Source organism: Paenarthrobacter sp. 2TAF44, assembly GCF_052114885.1.
Classification (GTDB): domain Bacteria; phylum Actinomycetota; class Actinomycetes; order Actinomycetales; family Micrococcaceae; genus Arthrobacter.
Genome location: NZ_JBFRFP010000004.1, coordinates 189,570 through 207,083 on the forward strand (window position 1 = coordinate 189,570; position 17,514 = coordinate 207,083).

Genomic DNA, 17,514 nt, shown 5'->3' on the forward strand with positions numbered 1-17,514 from the left:
TCACCCCCCTCGACCCACCGGCGTCCCTGCCGGGGTTCACTTACGAAGGAGTAATCATGAAAGTAAAGCTGTCCGCCACGGCGGCACTAATAATGGCAGGCGCCCTGGCGCTCTCCGCCTGCGGCGGAAACGCCAACGGCGGGACCACAGCCGGTGGCGGCGACGCCGCAAACAGTTTGGACGGCCGCGGGCCTATCACTTACGTCCAGGGCAAGGACAACAACAACGTAGTCCGCCCCCTGATCGAAAAGTGGAACGCCGCACACCCGAATGAGAAGGTCACGTTCAAGGAGCAGACGGACCAGGCAGACCAGCAGCACGACGACCTGGTCCAGCACTTCCAGGCCAAAGATGCCGGGTATGACGTCATGACCGTCGACCTCGTCTGGACCGCGGAATTCGCTGCCAAGGGGTGGCTGCAGCCGCTCAAGGACAAGATGGCGATCGACACCGCTGGAATGCTCCCTTCCACGGTCAACGGGGCTTCCTATAAGGGAACGCTGTACGCAGCACCGGAATCTTCCGACGGCGGCATCCTGTACTACCGCAAGGACCTGGTCCCCACGCCGCCCAAGACCTGGGACGAAATGATGAGTATGTGCTCCATCGCCAAGGCCAACAACATCGGCTGCTACGCCGGTCAGTTCAGCAAGTACGAGGGCCTGACCGTCAACGCGTCTGAGGCCATCAACTCCGCGGGCGGTTCTGTGCTGGACAAAGATGGCAAGCCCAGCCTGAACACCCCCGAGGCCAAGGCCGGACTTGAGAACCTCGCCAAGGCCTACGCAGATGGCAACATCCCCACGGAAGCCATCACCTTCCAGGAGGAACAGGGACGCCAGGCCTTCCAAGACGGCAAGCTCCTGTTCCACCGCAACTGGCCCTACCTCTACAACCTGGCCACCACCGAAGGCTCCTCCAAGGTGGCGGACAAGCTCGGCATGACCGCACTACCCGGCAAAGATGGTCCCGGCGCATCCTCTCTTGGCGGTCACAATGTCGGAGTAAGCGTCTACTCCAAGAACAAGGCCACCGCAGCTGACTTCCTGAAGTTCATCACCTCGGAGGAATCCCAGAGGTTCTTCGCCACTCAAGGCTCCCTCGCGCCCGTACTCACCAAGCTGTACGAGGACAAGGAACTTGTGGCAAAACTGCCGTACCTGCCGGTCCTGAAGACTTCCATCGAGAACGCCGTTCCCCGCCCAGTAACCCCCTTCTACCCTGCCGTGACCAAGGCCATCCAGGAGAACGCCTACGCAGCCATCAAGGGCGAGAAGCCCGTGGACACTGCGCTGTCAGACATGCAGAAGTCCATCGAATCCGCCTCTGCGGGATCGTAGTTCTGCCATGACAACCCAATTAGGTCCGACGCCGGTCAAGTCACCGGCGTCGGGCGGTACCCCCAGCCATCGCGGCTCCAAGAGCGTAGGTGAGGACAACAAGATCCTCAGTCAAGGCAAGTGGGCTTCCTGGCTCCTGGCCCCCACCGTCATCGCCTTGGGCATCGTCATTGTTTACCCGATCATCAGCGCCATTGTCATGTCCCTCCAGAAGGACGCCGGACTCGATCCCGCCACTGGACTCTTCGCCGCGGGCGGCCCGGCAGGCCTCCTGAACTACGTCAACTGGATCGCCCAGCAGTGTTCAGCCCCGGGCGGCGGAACCGTGGCCTGTCCGGCGGGAACCCTCGGCGGCCAGTTCTGGTCAGCCACTGCAACAACCTTCTTCTTCACCGTTGTCACCGTGGCCCTGGAAACCGTAATGGGCTTCTGGATGGCCATGATCATGGCCCGCACCTTCAAGGGCCGGAGCTTGGTCCGCGCCGCCGTGCTCGTGCCGTGGGCCATTCCTACGGCCGTCACGGCCAAGCTGTGGTTCTTCATCTTCGCCTTCGAAGGCATCGCCAACAAGCTGTTCAACACCACCATCCTGTGGACCGGTAGTGAATGGCCGGCAAAATGGGCGATTATCATCGCCGACGTGTGGAAGACGACGCCGTTCATGGCGCTGCTGATCCTCGCCGGCCTCCAGATGATCCCGGCCGAGGTTTATGAGGCTGCCAAGGTGGACGGTGCCACTGCATGGCAGCGGTTCCGGATGATCACCCTCCCGCTGGTGAAGCCGGCGCTTATGGTGGCCATCCTGTTCCGCACGTTGGACGCATTGCGTATGTTCGACCTCCCGTACATCCTGACCGGCGGCGCGAACAACACCACCACACTGTCCATCCTGGTGATCAACCAGATCAGGCAAGGGTTCAACTCGGCGGCAGCGCTATCGACCATCACGTTCATCATCATCTTCATCGTCGCGTTCATCTTCGTCCGCTTCTTGGGCGCGAATGTCGTCGAACAAAGCGGCGCGACCGGGAAGGGGAAGAAATGAGCACTCTGACAGCCACAACTGCCCTGAGAGCAGAACAGGACAGGGGCCGCAAGATGGCCCAGAACCGTGAGAAGTGGGCCCAGGGGCGCACCTACATCAGCGCCGCAGTCATCCTTATCTGGTGCCTGGCGCCCGCGTACTGGATGGTGGTCACGGCCTTCCGCGATGTCGGCTTCACCTACGACACCTCGATCCTTCCCACCCACGTCACGTTGGATAACTTCAACACTGCCTTCGATACCTCCTTCGGCAACCGGTTCGGTCAGGCACTGCTGAACAGTGTGTTCATCGGCGTGGTGGTCACCGCTGTCTCGTTGCTGATTGGTGTATTCGCCGCCTACGCACTGGCGCGGCTGAACTTCCGATTCAAGTACCTCGTGCTGGGCTTCATTCTGGGAGCCTCCATGTTCCCCGGCGTTGCCCTGATCACCCCGCTCTTCCAGCTTTTTACCAACATTGGCTGGATGGGCACCTACCAGGCGCTGATCATCCCGAACATCTCGTTCGTGCTGCCGCTGACCGTCTACACCATGACCTCCTTCTTCCGCGAAATGCCTTGGGAGCTGGAGGAATCGGCCCGGGTGGATGGCTGCACGCAGGGCCAGGCGTTCCGCAAAGTGATCATGCCTCTCGCGGCACCGGCGATCTTCACCACGGCAATCCTGGCGTTCATCTCCTCCTGGAATGAATTCCTGATCGCCAGCCAGCTCTCGAGCGATGCAACCCAGCCGGTCACGGTGGCCATCGCCAACTTCGCCGGAGCGCAGCCGAACCAGATTCCCTACACCGCCATCATGGCTGCCGGAACCATCGTCACGATTCCGCTGGTGATCCTGGTCCTGGTCTTCCAGCGCAAGATCGTGGCCGGCCTCACCGCGGGCGCAGTCAAGTGACAGGTACGGATTTGAATGCGAACCAGAACGATGGAAGGGTCCGCCGTGAACACCGGCGGACCCGCTCCGGGGAGGACTTCGACATCATCATCGGCTTACTCGGGTTCTGGGCCGTCGTCCTGCTGGTCGTCACCGTCTGGATGGAGGTGACCGAACAGCCGGCCCTCGGCTGGGCATTGGGCCTGCTCGGCGTGCTCCTGGCCCTCTACGGCATGGTGCGGCTTCGCCGGCGTCTGCCCGCAAGGACCGCCACCCGGCGGAACTAGGAGCCTGCACGGCAGAAGGTGTCGGTGTTGAGGACCCGGACTGAGCGGGGCCGCCTCGGAGCAGTGGCAGCATGAGCCGAACACTCACGCCCCTTCCTGCTGCTGGTGCACTGCCGTAAAGTCGGGCCATGAATGCTTCGGCTTCTGGTCCGGATCCAGTCCTCGATCCCACCGCCGGGTTCCGACGCCGCAGCGCCGCGATCGCCTTGCCGGTTGCCTTCGTCTGTCAGCTAGTCTGCAATTCGCTCTACGCCGGGGCATCAACCTCGACCGGCCTCAGCGACACGGGCAGCTCCGCCGGTGGCCTCGAGCTCGCCGCTGCGGCTCCCGGTGCCTTGCTGGCAGCCGTCATGTTCGCTCTCGTCGGATCACTGCTGGCAGTGCTCGGGCTTCCCGTTGCGCTGCGACTGCTTCGTCCGGCTCGTCCGCGACTGTCCTTGTGGGCTGTGGCGCTCATGGTCGCCGGCTACATCAGCTACTTCGGTATCAGCTTCGCCAACCTGGACAGGATCGCCCTGGCCACGGGCGACGTGGATGCGGCCGCCGCCCTGGATGCATCACCCGCCGGAACGTGGGGCCAGCCGTTCTACCTGCTCTTCGCCATCGGCAATATTATTGGCACGCTACTCCTCGGCCTCGCGGTGATCCTGGCCGGCCGCGCCGTCGGGGTGCCGTGGTGGGCTGGCGCGCTCATCATCTGCTGGACCATCGGCCACGTCACCAACATCGTCGTCGGCAACGAGTGGTTCGCCGTGGCCGGTGGCGCGCTTGAGATCGTCGGGCTCACATTCGTTTCCGCGGCGGTGTGGCGGTCGACGAACGCGGACTGGGTTGCGCGGGGCTGAGCCATGCGCTCGCCGACCACTTTGCCGCGTAGGACCGCTGGCAGATTCCCATGCCGCATTATCTTGGCGCTTCGAGCCTCTCTTTGAGCCGCCTGTGGCTCGCTGGGGCACCTCGCTAGGCGAGCTGACGTACGGCGGGCACGAGGGCCTTGCCGAAGCCGTGCCCCTCGAAATCAAGCTCGAACGTCGCTCGGGACCTTTCGCCGTCGTCGAGCGGTTCGACGTCGATGCTCGCGTGAGGGCGGATCGGGCCCTCAACGCCGTGTGCGGCGAACCGACGGGGCGGCTCGATCTCCGTGATCTCTTGGGTAATCGTGCGCTCGTTGGTGGCGATCCGACAGGGTCTGGCGGCCTCTCTTGCTGGCCGGCGCTAGGCTGACCGGCGTGATCCTCGTCCAAGTCATTACGCGTTTGGTCGAACGGCCAAGACCGCCCATGGATCTCATGGTGCTCGGCGCTGACAGCACCTACTCTTTTCCCTCAGGCCATCTACTCGGCACGTCGCAGCCATGAAGGCTCAGCCAATTTGAACCGATGCCGATTCACACAACTCCTAGCATTACCCGAAAGCCGAGACCCCAAAATCGCTGCTAGGTTCTCCCGCGCTTCGGGAATTGGCCGGACACCCACGGCCAACCTCGGCCTCGCCTGGTTGCCTTAGACCAGCCCGCGGTGCTGAACCCCCAGTTGCCGACCGAGGGGAAGGTTGCAGCCCCAAGGGCGCGGTGCACTTGGCGGGACAAGACCTTGGGAATCATGCTCGGTTAGCATGAGGGTGAGCCATTTGAGCTGAGGGAGTGCCATGCGTGCCGCTGACCTGCAGGTTTCTTTACCGGTTATTCATAGGGAGACAACTGCCGTGGAGGCGGGACGGCTCATCGCTGGGGGCGGCATGGTCGGTCTCGTCATTGCCAACGACGCCGGTACACCTGTGGCGATTGTTTCCGCCGTGGACGTACTGCAGCTCATGATTCCGGACTATGTTCTTGATGATCCCTCACTGGCCGGCGTTTTTGATGAGAAGGGCGCCGCAGAACTGTGGGACGTTCTCGATCGACGCACGATCGCCGAGCTGATTGCCGACGACCGGGTCGCCGTGCGCAAGATCCTGACGGTCGACCCCGGAGACACGCTGATCGAAGTCGCAGCCAGGATGGTCGAAGCACGCACTCAGATCGTGCGGGTAAGGGGCCCACGGCATGAGACTCCTATGTTCGTGACACTACCCGCAGTCATGAGCGCGATCCTCCAAGACCGCTCTGACGCGGGACAGGGGAACGGTTCAGCGTGAGCGTACAGATCCTGCTGGCCCTGGCGGTCTTTGTTGGAGCCTATGTCCTGATCGCAACAGAGAAAGTGCCCCGCGTCACGGCTTCCCTGGGCGGCGCGGCCGCCATGATCCTGATCGGCGCGACGGATGATCATGGCATCTTCTTTTCCCAAGACACCGGAATCGACTGGAACGTCGTCTTCCTGCTTCTGGGGATGATGATCATCGTCGGCATCCTTCGGCAAACGGGACTCTTTGAATTTCTTGCCATCTGGGCGGCGAAGAAGGCACGCGGGCGGCCCTACGCGATCATGGTCATGCTGGTGGTGATCACCGCCGTCCTGTCTGCCTTTCTCGACAACGTCACCACCGTGCTGCTGGTCGTGCCCGTGACTCTCCTCGTCTGCGAACGGCTCGCCGCGCCCTCAGCCCCCTTCCTGATCGCTGAGGTGATGGCCAGCAATATCGGCGGGACCGCGACGCTGATCGGCGACCCGCCAAACATCATCATCGCCAGCCGCGGAGGACTGACCTTCAACGACTTCATCGTCAACCTTTCGCCCCTGATAGCGATTCTCCTGCTTGTCTTCATCGCCCTGTGCCGGGTGTTGTTCCGCTCGGCATTCCGCTATCAGCCCGAGCGTGCGGCACGAATAATGGCACTCAAGGAGAGAGAGGCAATCGGGGACAAATCGCTCCTGATCAAATGCCTCGTGGTCCTTGGCGCGGTGCTGTTTGGATTCATCGCTCATCCGCTGACAGGACTCGCGCCGGCGATCGTGGCGATGTTCGGCGCAGGGCTGCTGGTGATGCTTGCGCGCCTCGAGGCGCAGAAGGTTTTCGGCGATGTCGAATGGGAAACCCTGGTGTTCTTTGCTGGCCTGTTCATCATGGTCGGATCGTTGGCTAATCTTGGCGTCATAGATGCGGTTGGGCAGGCAGCGGCGGCCATCGTCGGCAACGACTACGGGCTCGCCGCCATGTGGCTGACGATTGTTTCGGCAGTGGCTTCCGGCATCATCGACAACATCCCGTACGTGGCAACCCTTGCTCCGATAACCGATGATCTGGTCCGCGGGGGCGGCGCGGCGGCCCAGCCGCTTTGGTGGGCCCTTGCGCTCGGCGCCGATCTTGGAGGCAATGCAACGGCAGTGGGCGCCAGTGCCAATGTCGTGGTTATCGGAATCGCCAAACGTCACGGCGAGCCGATTTCCTTCTGGACCTTCACCAAGTACGGACTTATCGTCACGCCTGTCATGATCGCCATAGCTGTGCTCTATCTTTGGATGCGCTACTTCATCTGATCGGCGCCACCTGCGACCGGGCTTCCTTCGAACTGCCTGGCAACCAGGACGTCGGTGGAGGAATGGGCCAGGATGGACAGCACGATGACCAGGGCCACGAGATGGAAGACTTCATCTGAGCTTGCCATGCCTGATTCGAGCACGAGCAGCCCGTAGACGACGGAGGCGAAGCCTTTCGGACCGAACCACATGGCTGCGAGCTGTTCCTTGAGGGGCAGCCGTGTGCCGAGGAAAGACACCAGTAAGGCGACCGGTCGGGCGACCAGAATGGCCAGCAGGGCGAACACCCATCCGGTCCATCCAATTTCTCCGAACAGAAAGGTTGGGGTTATGAGGGCACCAAATACCAGGATGGCGGCCAGCTTGAGCAGCTCGGACACGAGTTCACCGAATTGTTCGAATTCTTCCCGGAAGCCCGGGCCCGCTGTAGCCACGGTGATGCCGGCCGAGAAGGCTGCGAGGAAGAGGTTGGCCCCGGTCACGAGGCAGATCGCAAGCACCAGCAGCCCGATGGATACGGCAACCAGGGGTTGAAGGCCTTTCGTGGCCTTCAAAAACGGCAGCCGCTCCAGCCAAATGACGATCAGCGGGACAAGAACCCCGACCAGCAGTCCCAGGATTATTTCTTCGGCGAGCACCCCGGTTTCGACGTCGATTCCGCCACCGAGGGCAAGCAGGACAAGGACGACCGGGAGTGCCAGCCCGTCGTTGAGTCCCGATTCAACATTTAGAAGGTGCCGCAGGCGCCCGGGGACCTCCTTGCGGCCGACTATGGCGGCGGCGAACACGGGGTCGGTGGGAGCGAGGACTGCCCCCAGCAGCAGACATTGAAGCCACGGCAGTCCAACGATGTAACGGGCCAGCAGGGCGGTAATGACCAGCGTCAGCGGCAGCCCGAAGAGCAGTGCCCGGCCAGGCAGGCGCCAGGCCCTGCGCAGATCCGACAGCCCCACCTTCATGCCATCGGTAAAAAGCACGGAGAACAGGGCCAACTGGGCCAGCACCCCGACGACAGGATCATCAGAGTGTATGGGGAGGACATTCAGCATGCCCTGGCCAAGGACGAAGCCGCCCACCAGGAACAGCACTGCCGTGGAAAGCACAGTCCGGCTAGCCAGCTCGGAAATAAGAACCCCGAGCAACAGCAGCACCGCGAAACAGAGCGTCAAGACCGGAACCATAATCATTCCCCCAATCCGCTCACACCATGCGGCCGACTGCCGGGCTGTGGGCTAGGACCATCCTGTCCCGTCCGTGGCGCATCGTCCAGACGCTCCTGGCGACGGCGCCCTATGTGGCCGCACTCGCCCTGGGTAACTATCGGTCCCGCCAGTCAGGTGGCGCTGCTACCCAACCCCTTTTGCGGGGCACCGGGACTAGGGAAGTTTCGCTGACCTAAGCTGAGATCATGAACGAGAAGAGTGAAGGTTCACTCGGACGCAGGATCACCGATTTCCTGGGTCTAACAGATAGCCCAGGAACGCGGGCCAGGATAGTCGAAAAAACGACTCCCCTGGAATTGCTTGTCAGAGCCATCATCATTTCGGCCCTCCCTATTGGGGCCGTCATCGTCTACATCACAGACCCGGAGTTCGCACTCCTCGTGCTCGTCATCTGCTTTGTCCTGCTCGCTGCGCGGTTCTGGTTTCGCTGGTTCCGGTACCGAAGTCAATAGCGGCTTCAGGCGCAGATCACCTGAGACGTCGTAAGACCGTGGCACGATGAGAGTTGGAGAACCCCTTTTGCAGTAACACCGTTCAGGACTTGCCTTAATCGTCCTTATCAACGGCGCGGGCTTCAGGGAAGATGCTGAGAAAGAGGCTGTCTACACATTGCCGTGAAGGATCCCTCATCGGACACGGGAACTGGGTCCGCCGCCGCATGTTTCGTGCCGCGACCAGCGCTGATCAGTGATCGACTGGCGAGGATGGGAAGGCGATCTCGTGAAGCGGAGGAGAAGGAGAAGCCATGTCAGCACTCACGCACACCATAGAAATCGACCGTCCGCCAGATGAGGTTTTTGCGTATGCGAGCGACCCGCTGCGCTTCCCGGAGTGGCAGGCTGACGTCATGGAGGTGCACTTCGAGGGCGCGGGCAGCCGCGAGGTCGGGTCGCGGTTCACCACCACCCGCCGGATCGGCCCCAACGAGCGCACGATGACCCAGGAGATCACGGAGGTTCAGCCGCCGCATCGATTCTCCGCACACGGCGTCGAGGGCCCGATCCGCCCTCACGCGAGCATCGACGTCGAACCGCTCGACGACGGCGCGAGGTCGCGTGTGACGTTCGAGCTCGATTTCGAAGGGCACGGCTTCGGCAAGGCGCTCGTGCCCGCCGTACGTCAGCTCGCCTCGCGGGGTGCCCCAGCGAGCCACCGGCGGCTTAAGGAGCGGCTCGAGGGCCCCGGATAGCAGCCTTGAGGGAGCGGATACCTTCTTGCCGAAGGATTCTGATCGTCATAACAATGACAAGACCGTGGAGAAGGGACCACGCAACTTTGGGTGGGTCAGCTAATGGACCGGGGAAGAAGACCAAGGTCATGGCGATGGAAGCCGCGGAGAAAACGATAGCTGCGATCAGCGGCGCGGGGGTCATTGTTTTCAAATCACTCAGATTCCAGATCCCAACAAAGATGCCGGCGAGAGCAACCACGCCGAAGGCTACGCAGATGGCAACGACGGCAGCGATCCATCCGGCGGGTACGAATGTGCCGGCAGTCTGGTAGTCCTGAAATTCCCCGTTCCCCGCTACCGTGTACACGACTGTAATCCCCGCAGTTAAGAACCCTGATATCAGGTCGAAGAATCCCAGACAATAGCGCCTGAACCTTGTAGCACCGTCAGGAATGAGTGCGGGCGCTCCGCTTGTTGGCACCGTCACAACGTCGTACTGACCTGCAGAATCTGACTGATCGGTCTGCGGCTGTTCTTGTCCCATTGGCGCGCCCTCTCGCATGCAACGGGGACGTCCCCCACGTTGCCATCACGAAGTGTATCCCGGCCCCACTGACATTGCCGCGGGAAGGGCGTTATCTACGAGGACGGCTGCAATGGCGGCGGCGGTGGCGAAGGTGTCGGTGTTGAGGACCCGGCTGCGGGCTGAGGCGCCGTCCAGGAGCAGCGCCAGCTGCTCACCCAACTGCTCGGGGTTGTTGGCGCCGGCGTCGCGGGCGGTATCGATGAGCCGGGCGGCAAAGTCTTTCTTGTAGTTGCGGGCGTACTCGCGTGCCGGGTGACCGGGGTCGGGGATTTCGACGGCCGCCGCGATGAACGGGCACAGGGGCGCATGGATGTCGAAGATGGCGAGGAGCCGTTCGCGGGGTGTGAGGTCGGTGCGGTCGAAGACCTCGGGCAAGATATCGGGATCGAACTGGCGGAGGCACTCGGCAATCAGCTCGTCCTTGCCGGGGAAGTGCTGGTAAAGCGTTCGCTTGGACACCTCAGCCACCGAGCAGAGCTGGTCCATCCCCGTGCAGTTGATGCCTTGATCGCGGAACAGCTGTTGCGATGCGCTGAGGATGCGCTCCCGCGCACCTCTACCGCGGCGCATTCCCCTCGGCCCCTTCTCCAACTCCGTCATACCTCCAGCTTAGCCCAAAAACGGTACTGATCGGTGTACTTAACTTGCGCTCCATCCAATGACGTGGATACGTTAAGCACTCAGATCGGTGTACTTAGCATCGGCGCGGCAATGAATGGAGCACTCATGGGAAAGCTTGATGGCAAGATCGCTGTGATCACCGGCGGATCCACCGGCATGGCACTGGCAGGCGCAAAACTCTTCGTCGAGGAAGGAGCACACGTCTTCATCCAGGCCCGACGGCAAGAAGCGTTGGATGACGCCGTCAAACTGATCGGCCGCAACGTCACCGCCGTCCAGGGTGACGCGGCCGACTTGGACGACCTGGACCGCTTGTACGACACCGTCAAGCGGGAAAAGGGTTCGATCGATGTGCTGTGGGCAAGCGCGGGGATGGGCGAACCGGCCGCCCTCGGCGAGATAACCGAAGAACAATTCCACCGCGCTTTCTCGCTCAACGCCCGCGGCACGCTGTTCACGGTGCAGAAGGCGCTGCCGCTGATCAACGACAACGGCTCGATCTTCATGACCGGATCCAACGCCTCCCTCGGCGCCTTCCCCGGATGGAGCCTCTACGCGGGAAGCAAAGCTGTTCAGCAAGCCTGGGCCCGCGTCTGGCTCAACGAACTGCGCGACCGGAAGATCCGCGTCAACGTCCTGACCCCCGGGCAAGTGGCCACGGCCAAACAGGCAGAACTTTTCGACGACGCAACCAAGGCAGCATTCGAAGCCCTCATTCCCCGCGGAACGATGGGCCGTCCCGAAGAAATCGCCTCAGTTGCCCTGTTCCTCGCCTCCGACGACTCCAGCTACGTCAATGGCCTGGAACTGGTGGCAGACGGCGGCACCACCTCACTCTGAAACACACCTAGAGACCAAGAAAAGAGCACAACTCATGAGCAGCATCACCATTATTGGCACCGGAAACATGGCCCGCACCATCGGCACGCTCGCGGTGGCGGGCGGCAATACGGTCGAGGTCATGGGACGTGATCAGTCCAAGGCAGATCGCCTGGCCAAGGTTCTGGGCGGGGGTTCGACGGCGGGTACGTGGGGTGCCGCACCTGCCGGGGACATCGTCATCACCGCCCTGTTGTACGACGGCGTCGTTCCGGTGGTCGCCGAGTTCGGAGACGCCCTCGCGGACAAGGTCATCGTGGACATCAGCAATCCCTTCAACCCCACGTTCGACGGGCTGGCCCATAAGGACGCGACCTCAATCGCGCAGGAAGTCGCCAAAATTGCCCCTGTTGGCTCCAGCGTGGTGAAGGCATTCAACACGATCTTCCGCAATGTCCTGGAGAAGGGTCAGCCCGACGTCTTCATCGCCGGTGACAATGGGCAGGCAAAGGAGGACGTGGCGGCATTCATCAAGAGCCTCGGGCTGCGCGCTCGGGACGTCGGCGGCCTGAAAATGGCTCACTGGCTCGAAGGAATGGGCCTGGTCACGGTGGGCCTCGCTGGCAACGGGGTGGGCCACTGGGACTTCGCTCTGGGCGCCAACGAATTCACCGGCTGAACCACCTGGGCACAGGGACCTTCACCTAGTCCTGTCGGATTTGCATCATCAGTCCGAAGAGGTCCGGGAGACCGTGCTCTTCACTGATTTGACCGTTTGTGAATCGATAGATGTTCATTGCCTGCGTTTGGATGGGTTTGCCTGTCGCAGGTACGCCGAGGAAGTCTCCTCGGTGTGTGCCACGAAGGATGAATCGTGCGGCAACCGTGTTTCCTTCAATGATGGTTTCCTCCAGTGACCACTGAACGTCGGGAAACGCCTGTCGCATTATCCCGATGATTTCGAGGTAGCCGCTTGGACCCTGCACTGGCTCTGGCAGAAAGGGCACATGGAACGTTGCCGACGGTGAGATGATCTCATCACCAATCTTTTCGTCGGCTGAATTGATGAATTCAACGAATCGGTCCATGCGTCCGCGGAGCTCTTCAGTCATTTTGCTGCTTCCTTCACGTCTCTATTGGGTACGGCATATACCGCTGGTTAGCGGCTATTGATTGATGAACCCGGGTCCCGCAAGCGTGTCAGCTCGCTCGCTCGGCAGCCGCCGTCGACCGATTGGCATTTCGCAGCCGGCCCAGCAGTTCCACGAGATCATGCGTGTCCTGCTCGGTAAGCACGGGATTCAGCCGCAGATCCAGCTCGGCTTCAACAGTCTTCCTGGCCCGTTCCAGCAGCATGCGGCCGTCCGCCGTTAGCTCGATGAGGGAGGATCTGCGATCGTCCGGATTATTTCTCCGACGGCAATGTCCGGCCTTTTCAATCCGGTCAATGAGCTTGCTCGTGCCCCCGACGGTAATCGCAAGAGCCGAGGCCACATCGAAAACCCGGCACGCACCCAGGCGATCGACGACGGCCATTGGTTCAAATCTGCTCATAGGGAGGCCATGCTCTTTGCGCAATCTGCTATCGAGCGCGTCCCACAGCTCGGTTTCCAATCGGGTCAGTTCGCTGAAGAGAGGATATAGAGACCCAGTTTCGATGCCCTTGATCATGAAGAGACTCTAACACTTTGCTTCCATGGAATATAGTTCTACGGAAACAAAGAAGTGGAGTTACAAGCGGCTGCTGGGCAGAGACTACAGCTTTGCCCAGCCTCCGCAGCCTTCGGTGATGAACCTCTGGCCCCGGACCAGTTTCACCAGGGGGAATCCACTCGTCACAGCTCCCTCGGAGCTGTCAATGCTGTCTGGGCGCGTGATCTGCCAGGAGCAGGCCCGTGTGACTTCTTTTGTGGTTCGGTACGTGCCCGGCGCGATATCCTTCCCAACGATCCACGTCCCGTCTTGGATGATCCCGTCTTGGAGGGTGCTCGGACCTTGCGGAGCAGCTCCTGGAGCAGCGGCAACGGCCGAATCACGAACGGCTTCAGTCCCGGCAGCAACCACGCCGAGGAAAAGCGAGGCCGCTCCCGCGACCGCAACCACTATCGCCGCCTGTTTGCTTGGTAGCGCAACCCAAGAGGGCCTCTTGAAAATGAGCGAATAGAGACCAGTAAGCAACGCTGCCAGGCCGATGAAGATCAGGATCGATTCGCCATTCCCCGTAACAGCATTGGCCAGGGCAAGTACGGCAAGCAATGCCCCGACGATCCAAAAGGATGGACCTAAGCGCTTCCTGGAACCGCTGGACCAATTTTCCGGCGCAGGATTCTGCGGAAAGGGTGGGGGTCCGAAGCCAGGATGTTGGAATGGCTGCTGCTGGTAATACGGCTGGTACTGAAAAGGTGATTGCTGGAACGGCCCCTGCTGGAAAGGTGGCTGCTGGTACTGGTGTGGCGCCGGAGCAACAGCGGGTGCTGCAAAGGGCTGCGACGATCCATACGGAGGCGAGCCCGGCGGCGCGAAGGACTGCGGCTGTTGCAGCGGCATCGCCGGCACGTTCAACTGGCCGTAAGACGCACCATCCGTGTCATTCGTCATCAAATCCCCCACTGAAAATAACCCCCAAGGCACGTTCGTTAGCAGCTGGCCCAACTACGCATCAGACTACGACACGGAGTCCGCCTATCACGGGCTTGCCAGGACATTTTCCTGGCAAGCCTGAACGCCAATGCCCTATCGGCCGAAAGGGCGCGCTGCCTAAACTGAGGGAGCACGAAGCAACCACGGTTTGCGGGGTTGAGCGTGCTTAAGAACGGAGAGCGCCATGCTCAAGATGCTCATGTGCAAACTGAACTTGAGCCACGCCTGGCACGTGGAATCAGCAGAGGATGGCAGCGGCCGTTACAGGCGATGCGCGCGGTGCGGTAAGTACGACCGTGACTGGGACGGCAGCGGCTTTATGCACTGAACCGGCCTATGCCTTCACGTTCTCCTTGGATGCCGTTGCCGGAAGCGACAAAGTAAAAGTGCTGCCCCTTCCGGGTGTACTGGTGCACGTGATGCTGCCGCCGTGCCGTTCCACGATGGACTTTGTAATGGAAAGTCCAAGGCCCACGCCTGGGATGGCGGCCTGCCGGGCAGCACCTGTCCGGAAGAAGCGCGTGAAAATCTTGGACGTCTCCTCTGTGGTCATACCCATGCCGGTATCTTGAACCTCCAGCTGGATCCACCCGTCGTTCCGGGCGGCCCTCACGGTGACTCGTCCACCACCCGGGGAGTACTTGATGGCATTGGAAACGAGGTTATCCAGGGCCTGCCCCAACCTCAATGGATCAGCATCTGCCCACAGCGGCGAAGGTACATCGGCCACAAGCCCCACATTGGCAAAATCGGCCTGCGCGTGGGCTGAAACCAAGCTGTTTTCAACCAGGCCCGCGACGTCGGTACGCCGCAGGTGGATGCTCTCCACTGCCGCGGCTGACATGAGCAGATCGTCCACCAGAACGCGGAGCCGCTCCGCATTGCGCTCGGCGACTTCCAACCGGGTCCTCGCTCTATCCGAGAGCTCTTCATCGCCCCGGAGCACCAAGTCCAAGTTGCCAAGGATCGAGGTCAGCGGGGACCCGAATTCGTGCGAGACGTTGGCAACCAGTTCATCCTTGGCTGCGAGGGCCTGGACGACGTCGGTCACGTCGCGGAACACGATGACGGCTCCGCCAAAACCTTCGTCGACGCCGTATTTCATGCTGCGTGCGGCGGTCGAAATTGCCCGCTGTTCGGTTCCCGTACCGAACCACACCAGGTAATCCGAATACGTTTCCCCCTGGGCGGCCCGTTGAGTGGGGCTTTTTTCGGGCGGAAGCGGTGTCAGCCGATCCTGGCCAAAGATCAGGAGCTCGTCCCGTGTGGGAGCTGCTCCAGACCGGGATGGAGTCGCCACGCGATGGAATTCTTTTTGTTGGTTGTTGGTCAAAAGCGTCTCGCCCTTGGAATCGACGGCGACAATTCCGACGTCGATTGTGTCCAGGATCGTCCCAAGCAGCATTTCGCGATCCCTGCTCGCCGCGAGCAATTGCCGCAAAGCTTGGTCACGCTGCCTGACACGCTGTTGCTGGATCCTGGCATTCGAGCCGGAGAGCCGAATGGTGACTGCAACGGCAAACATCACCAGGGGCAAGACGATAACCGAGAACATGTCGGACGATGGGGGTTTTGGCAAGTGCGAAATGAACGGCGGGAGGGCAATGATGAGGGGACCAAGAAAGCTGATGATAAGGCTGGACCTGGTTCGCAGGCCTGACGCGGATAACCAGATCACAGGAAAAAGTGCAAGAACGACGAGGCCTGGCAGCGAGCCATAGGCACCATTTCGCGTGAATGCGAGGGCAACCAGATCCAGGACGGGGATGGCCAGGCTTGCGCCCGGCGCCAGACGCTCCCACGGCACTAGGAAGCAACTCAAGAAAAGCATCCCGTGCATGAAGATTCCGGTGACAAACTGCCCGTTCTGTATGAGATTTGGCCAAAGGGCAGGGGCAGAGACGAACAATCCTCCGACTACCAGGGTCAAAGGCAATTCGCAGACGGCTACCCGGGCCCTGGGCGTCAGTTTTCTAAAGATGCGGGCGGCTGTGCGGAGTAAAGGCTGCTCAGTCAAGGCAGAGTCCTTCGTTGGGGGGACACGGACCAAATATCGTTTCGCGCCGATTCCGGGAAGAGCTCGGGGCGGAGCGTAAAACCGGAACGTTGGGACGACGCATATTGCACATATTAGGTGCTATAAAACTTGAATGCTTGTATCGTACGTATTGGGTGACGCTTCCCGCTTTGCGCTGGGCTTGCGGGGATGTGCGCCGACTCGAGGGAATCAATGAACGAGCCTGGGGTTGCTGTAGTCATTGAGGATGATGAAGACGTCCGAAACTTGGTGGGCGCCATCCTAAAAGAGGCGGGTTTTGTGGTCCACTCCGCCGCCACCGGACGTGAAGGCGTCGAAGTTGTCCGACATCATCAAGCCGTGGCGGTCACATTGGATGTCGGACTTCCTGACATGGATGGTCACGAGGTTTTACGGCGAATCCGACAATTCAGTGATGCCTACGTCGTCATGCTCACTGCACGCAAAGACGAACCGGACACCCTGACCGCTTTTCTGACGGGCGCGGACGACTACGTGAAAAAGCCGTTCCTGCCCCGCGAGCTAAGGGCAAGAGTCACAGCGATGATGCGGCGGCCGCGCGTGGGCGTTGGATTGTCTTTGCCTGAGGATGCCGGCGACACTGGCTTGGCCCGTTCGAATGGACGCAATGATGCGGTCATTGAACACAATGGATTGTCGTTGAATTACAAATCCCGGACAGTTGCCCTGGATGGTTCTCCCCTGACTTTGACCAGAAGCGAATTCGATCTGCTGCTGGAGTTGCTTCGCAACCCGGAGGAAGTGCGGACAAGGGCTGACCTGGTCCGTGCTGCCCGTGGTGATTATTACGACGACGACGCTTATATCAGCGAGGCCGACGAACGGGCCGTTGAAACCCACATTGGAAATCTTCGCCGAAAACTGCGCGAAGATTCACAATCTCCGCGGTTTCTGCAGACGATCCGGGGAGTCGGCTATCGACTGGCACCGAAAAGACCGGATTAGGAAATGGGGTCCGGTTCCGGACTTTCATTCCTTAGTACGTAGCTTTTCCTTAGCTCCTTGACCGTGCGCTGACCACACTCGGCAATCTCATCAAGGAGAGGCTGGGCATTGCGTAATTCACCGTTCAGAATGTGTTCCTCAAGCAGGGCTGCAAGAACCGAAAGGCGAACGCCGCCCACCATGGCAGAAGAGGTTCTGAGGCTCAAGATCGTGTCCAGTGCCGCGGCTTCGTCGCCATGTTCGACGGCGGTGGCGAGGCTTTCGTACCGTACTCGCCAGAGCCGGGCAAAGTCGCTTGCAAACTTGCGAGCTATGCCAGGATCGCCCACCTGATCTTCCAAGAGCTGGAATTCCGCAAGGTCCAATATCGGCCGCCGATCGGCGTCGGGCTTCCACGTGGAACCCTCCGCTGGGCCGATATGGTCGGAGTCCCCACGCTCGTCGACCTCACTGAAATCTGAACTGAACATAACCCGATGCTACTTCC

22 protein-coding genes are annotated in these 17,514 nt (G+C 61.0%); 14 read left to right on the forward strand and 8 right to left on the reverse strand.

Annotation, left to right across the window (positions count from 1 at the left end):
- Positions 1 to 56 precede the first annotated feature (56 nt).
- The 8 genes from AB4Z15_RS06395 to AB4Z15_RS06430 all read left to right on the forward strand — a co-directional run bounded on the left by AB4Z15_RS06395 (position 57) and on the right by AB4Z15_RS06430 (position 6,963).
- Positions 57 to 1,340: an ABC transporter substrate-binding protein gene (locus AB4Z15_RS06395; protein WP_442016594.1), complete on the forward strand. Its 1,284-nt coding sequence runs from the start codon at positions 57 to 59 to the stop codon at positions 1,338 to 1,340.
- A 7-nt stretch (positions 1,341 to 1,347) separates the two neighbouring features.
- Positions 1,348 to 2,385: a carbohydrate ABC transporter permease gene (locus tag AB4Z15_RS06400; protein ID WP_442016595.1), complete on the forward strand. Its 1,038-nt coding sequence runs from the start codon at positions 1,348 to 1,350 to the stop codon at positions 2,383 to 2,385.
- A complete protein-coding gene (locus tag AB4Z15_RS06405) occupies positions 2,382 to 3,278 on the forward strand; it encodes a carbohydrate ABC transporter permease (protein WP_442004637.1) in 897 nt (298 codons plus the stop codon). Before AB4Z15_RS06400 ends, AB4Z15_RS06405 begins: the two co-directional genes overlap by 4 nt.
- 11 nt (positions 3,279 to 3,289) lie before the next feature.
- Positions 3,290 to 3,544: a hypothetical protein gene (locus AB4Z15_RS06410; RefSeq protein ID WP_442016596.1), complete on the forward strand. Its 255-nt coding sequence runs from the start codon at positions 3,290 to 3,292 to the stop codon at positions 3,542 to 3,544.
- Between the two features lie 128 nt (positions 3,545 to 3,672).
- Complete coding sequence (locus AB4Z15_RS06415; RefSeq protein ID WP_442016597.1) at positions 3,673 to 4,389, forward strand: hypothetical protein; 717 nt, start codon at positions 3,673 to 3,675, stop codon at positions 4,387 to 4,389.
- 94 nt (positions 4,390 to 4,483) lie between these two features.
- A complete protein-coding gene (locus tag AB4Z15_RS06420) occupies positions 4,484 to 4,768 on the forward strand; it encodes a hypothetical protein (protein ID WP_442016598.1) in 285 nt (94 codons plus the stop codon).
- A 423-nt stretch (positions 4,769 to 5,191) separates the two neighbouring features.
- Positions 5,192 to 5,680: a hypothetical protein gene (locus tag AB4Z15_RS06425; protein ID WP_442016599.1), complete on the forward strand. Its 489-nt coding sequence runs from the start codon at positions 5,192 to 5,194 to the stop codon at positions 5,678 to 5,680.
- Positions 5,677 to 6,963: an ArsB/NhaD family transporter gene (locus tag AB4Z15_RS06430; RefSeq protein ID WP_442016600.1), complete on the forward strand. Its 1,287-nt coding sequence runs from the start codon at positions 5,677 to 5,679 to the stop codon at positions 6,961 to 6,963. The genes AB4Z15_RS06425 and AB4Z15_RS06430 overlap by 4 nt, the downstream gene beginning before the upstream one ends.
- Here the strand turns inward: AB4Z15_RS06430 and AB4Z15_RS06435 are convergent.
- Positions 6,951 to 8,132: a cation:proton antiporter gene (locus tag AB4Z15_RS06435; protein WP_442016601.1), complete on the reverse strand. Its 1,182-nt coding sequence runs from the start codon at positions 8,130 to 8,132 to the stop codon at positions 6,951 to 6,953. The two genes, AB4Z15_RS06430 and AB4Z15_RS06435, sit on opposite strands and share 13 nt — an antisense overlap.
- A gap of 38 nt (positions 8,133 to 8,170) precedes the next feature.
- Here AB4Z15_RS06435 and AB4Z15_RS06440 point away from each other — a divergent pair, with 38 nt between their 5' ends.
- The 3 genes from AB4Z15_RS06440 to AB4Z15_RS06450 all read left to right on the forward strand — a co-directional run bounded on the left by AB4Z15_RS06440 (position 8,171) and on the right by AB4Z15_RS06450 (position 9,375).
- A complete protein-coding gene (locus tag AB4Z15_RS06440) occupies positions 8,171 to 8,362 on the forward strand; it encodes a hypothetical protein (protein WP_442016602.1) in 192 nt (63 codons plus the stop codon).
- Between the two features lie 9 nt (positions 8,363 to 8,371).
- Positions 8,372 to 8,638, forward strand: a complete 267-nt coding sequence (locus AB4Z15_RS06445) for a hypothetical protein (RefSeq protein WP_442016603.1) — start codon at positions 8,372 to 8,374, stop codon at positions 8,636 to 8,638.
- 293 nt (positions 8,639 to 8,931) lie between these two features.
- A complete protein-coding gene (locus tag AB4Z15_RS06450) occupies positions 8,932 to 9,375 on the forward strand; it encodes an SRPBCC family protein (RefSeq protein ID WP_442016604.1) in 444 nt (147 codons plus the stop codon).
- On the opposite strand, the gene AB4Z15_RS06455 is transcribed toward AB4Z15_RS06450, so the two are convergent.
- A complete protein-coding gene (locus AB4Z15_RS06455; RefSeq protein WP_442016605.1) occupies positions 9,347 to 9,901 on the reverse strand; it encodes a hypothetical protein in 555 nt (184 codons plus the stop codon). The genes AB4Z15_RS06450 and AB4Z15_RS06455 overlap by 29 nt on opposite strands.
- A 45-nt stretch (positions 9,902 to 9,946) precedes the next feature.
- Positions 9,947 to 10,543: a TetR/AcrR family transcriptional regulator gene (locus tag AB4Z15_RS06460; protein ID WP_442016606.1), complete on the reverse strand. Its 597-nt coding sequence runs from the start codon at positions 10,541 to 10,543 to the stop codon at positions 9,947 to 9,949.
- Positions 10,544 to 10,669: 126 nt separating this feature from the next.
- On the opposite strand from AB4Z15_RS06460, the gene AB4Z15_RS06465 reads away from it, so the two are divergent.
- Positions 10,670 to 11,404 (forward strand): SDR family NAD(P)-dependent oxidoreductase, encoded by a 735-nt coding sequence (locus tag AB4Z15_RS06465; RefSeq protein ID WP_442016607.1) that lies wholly within the window; start codon positions 10,670 to 10,672, stop codon positions 11,402 to 11,404.
- 34 nt (positions 11,405 to 11,438) lie between these two features.
- A complete protein-coding gene (locus tag AB4Z15_RS06470; protein ID WP_442016608.1) occupies positions 11,439 to 12,062 on the forward strand; it encodes an NADPH-dependent F420 reductase in 624 nt (207 codons plus the stop codon).
- Between the two features lie 25 nt (positions 12,063 to 12,087).
- Here the strand turns inward: AB4Z15_RS06470 and AB4Z15_RS06475 are convergent, their stop codons facing one another.
- The 4 genes from AB4Z15_RS06475 to AB4Z15_RS06490 form a co-directional block, all read right to left on the reverse strand.
- Entirely contained in the window at positions 12,088 to 12,495 is a 408-nt protein-coding gene (locus AB4Z15_RS06475; RefSeq protein ID WP_442016609.1) for an ester cyclase, read from the reverse strand.
- Between the two features lie 88 nt (positions 12,496 to 12,583).
- Positions 12,584 to 13,054: a MarR family winged helix-turn-helix transcriptional regulator gene (locus tag AB4Z15_RS06480; protein WP_442016610.1), complete on the reverse strand. Its 471-nt coding sequence runs from the start codon at positions 13,052 to 13,054 to the stop codon at positions 12,584 to 12,586.
- 84 nt (positions 13,055 to 13,138) lie between these two features.
- Positions 13,139 to 13,981, reverse strand: a complete 843-nt coding sequence (locus AB4Z15_RS06485; protein WP_442016611.1) for a hypothetical protein — start codon at positions 13,979 to 13,981, stop codon at positions 13,139 to 13,141.
- A gap of 376 nt (positions 13,982 to 14,357) precedes the next feature.
- Positions 14,358 to 16,040 carry a sensor histidine kinase gene (locus tag AB4Z15_RS06490; RefSeq protein WP_442016612.1) on the reverse strand — a complete coding sequence of 561 codons (1,683 nt, stop codon included), beginning with the start codon at positions 16,038 to 16,040 and terminating at the stop codon, positions 14,358 to 14,360.
- A gap of 213 nt (positions 16,041 to 16,253) precedes the next feature.
- Here AB4Z15_RS06490 and AB4Z15_RS06495 point away from each other — a divergent pair, with 213 nt between their 5' ends.
- Positions 16,254 to 17,027, forward strand: coding sequence for a response regulator transcription factor (locus AB4Z15_RS06495; protein ID WP_442016613.1), 774 nt, complete (start codon positions 16,254 to 16,256; stop codon positions 17,025 to 17,027).
- Here AB4Z15_RS06495 and AB4Z15_RS06500 read toward each other — a convergent pair.
- Positions 17,024 to 17,497, reverse strand: a complete 474-nt coding sequence (locus AB4Z15_RS06500) for an Hpt domain-containing protein (protein ID WP_442016614.1) — start codon at positions 17,495 to 17,497, stop codon at positions 17,024 to 17,026. The two genes, AB4Z15_RS06495 and AB4Z15_RS06500, sit on opposite strands and share 4 nt — an antisense overlap.
- Positions 17,498 to 17,514: the final 17 nt, after the last annotated feature.

What these genes read in the sequence shown, in the direction of transcription:
- AB4Z15_RS06395 (WP_442016594.1), top strand. Translation starts at nt 57, where the DNA reads ATGAAAGTAAAGCTGTCCGCCACGGCGGCACTAATAATGGCAGGCGCC.
- AB4Z15_RS06400 (WP_442016595.1), top strand. Translation starts at nt 1,348, where the DNA reads ATGACAACCCAATTAGGTCCGACGCCGGTCAAGTCACCGGCGTCGGGC.
- AB4Z15_RS06405 (WP_442004637.1), top strand. Translation starts at nt 2,382, where the DNA reads ATGAGCACTCTGACAGCCACAACTGCCCTGAGAGCAGAACAGGACAGG.
- AB4Z15_RS06415 (WP_442016597.1), top strand. Translation starts at nt 3,673, where the DNA reads ATGAATGCTTCGGCTTCTGGTCCGGATCCAGTCCTCGATCCCACCGCC.
- AB4Z15_RS06425 (WP_442016599.1), top strand. Translation starts at nt 5,192, where the DNA reads ATGCGTGCCGCTGACCTGCAGGTTTCTTTACCGGTTATTCATAGGGAG.
- AB4Z15_RS06440 (WP_442016602.1), top strand. Translation starts at nt 8,171, where the DNA reads ATGCGGCCGACTGCCGGGCTGTGGGCTAGGACCATCCTGTCCCGTCCG.
- AB4Z15_RS06445 (WP_442016603.1), top strand. Translation starts at nt 8,372, where the DNA reads ATGAACGAGAAGAGTGAAGGTTCACTCGGACGCAGGATCACCGATTTC.
- AB4Z15_RS06450 (WP_442016604.1), top strand. Translation starts at nt 8,932, where the DNA reads ATGTCAGCACTCACGCACACCATAGAAATCGACCGTCCGCCAGATGAG.
- AB4Z15_RS06455 (WP_442016605.1), bottom strand. Translation starts at nt 9,901, where the DNA reads ATGGGACAAGAACAGCCGCAGACCGATCAGTCAGATTCTGCAGGTCAG.
- AB4Z15_RS06460 (WP_442016606.1), bottom strand. Translation starts at nt 10,543, where the DNA reads ATGACGGAGTTGGAGAAGGGGCCGAGGGGAATGCGCCGCGGTAGAGGT.
- AB4Z15_RS06465 (WP_442016607.1), top strand. Translation starts at nt 10,670, where the DNA reads ATGGGAAAGCTTGATGGCAAGATCGCTGTGATCACCGGCGGATCCACC.
- AB4Z15_RS06470 (WP_442016608.1), top strand. Translation starts at nt 11,439, where the DNA reads ATGAGCAGCATCACCATTATTGGCACCGGAAACATGGCCCGCACCATC.
- AB4Z15_RS06475 (WP_442016609.1), bottom strand. Translation starts at nt 12,495, where the DNA reads ATGACTGAAGAGCTCCGCGGACGCATGGACCGATTCGTTGAATTCATC.
- AB4Z15_RS06480 (WP_442016610.1), bottom strand. Translation starts at nt 13,054, where the DNA reads ATGATCAAGGGCATCGAAACTGGGTCTCTATATCCTCTCTTCAGCGAA.
- AB4Z15_RS06485 (WP_442016611.1), bottom strand. Translation starts at nt 13,981, where the DNA reads ATGACGAATGACACGGATGGTGCGTCTTACGGCCAGTTGAACGTGCCG.
- AB4Z15_RS06495 (WP_442016613.1), top strand. Translation starts at nt 16,254, where the DNA reads ATGAACGAGCCTGGGGTTGCTGTAGTCATTGAGGATGATGAAGACGTC.
- AB4Z15_RS06500 (WP_442016614.1), bottom strand. Translation starts at nt 17,497, where the DNA reads ATGTTCAGTTCAGATTTCAGTGAGGTCGACGAGCGTGGGGACTCCGAC.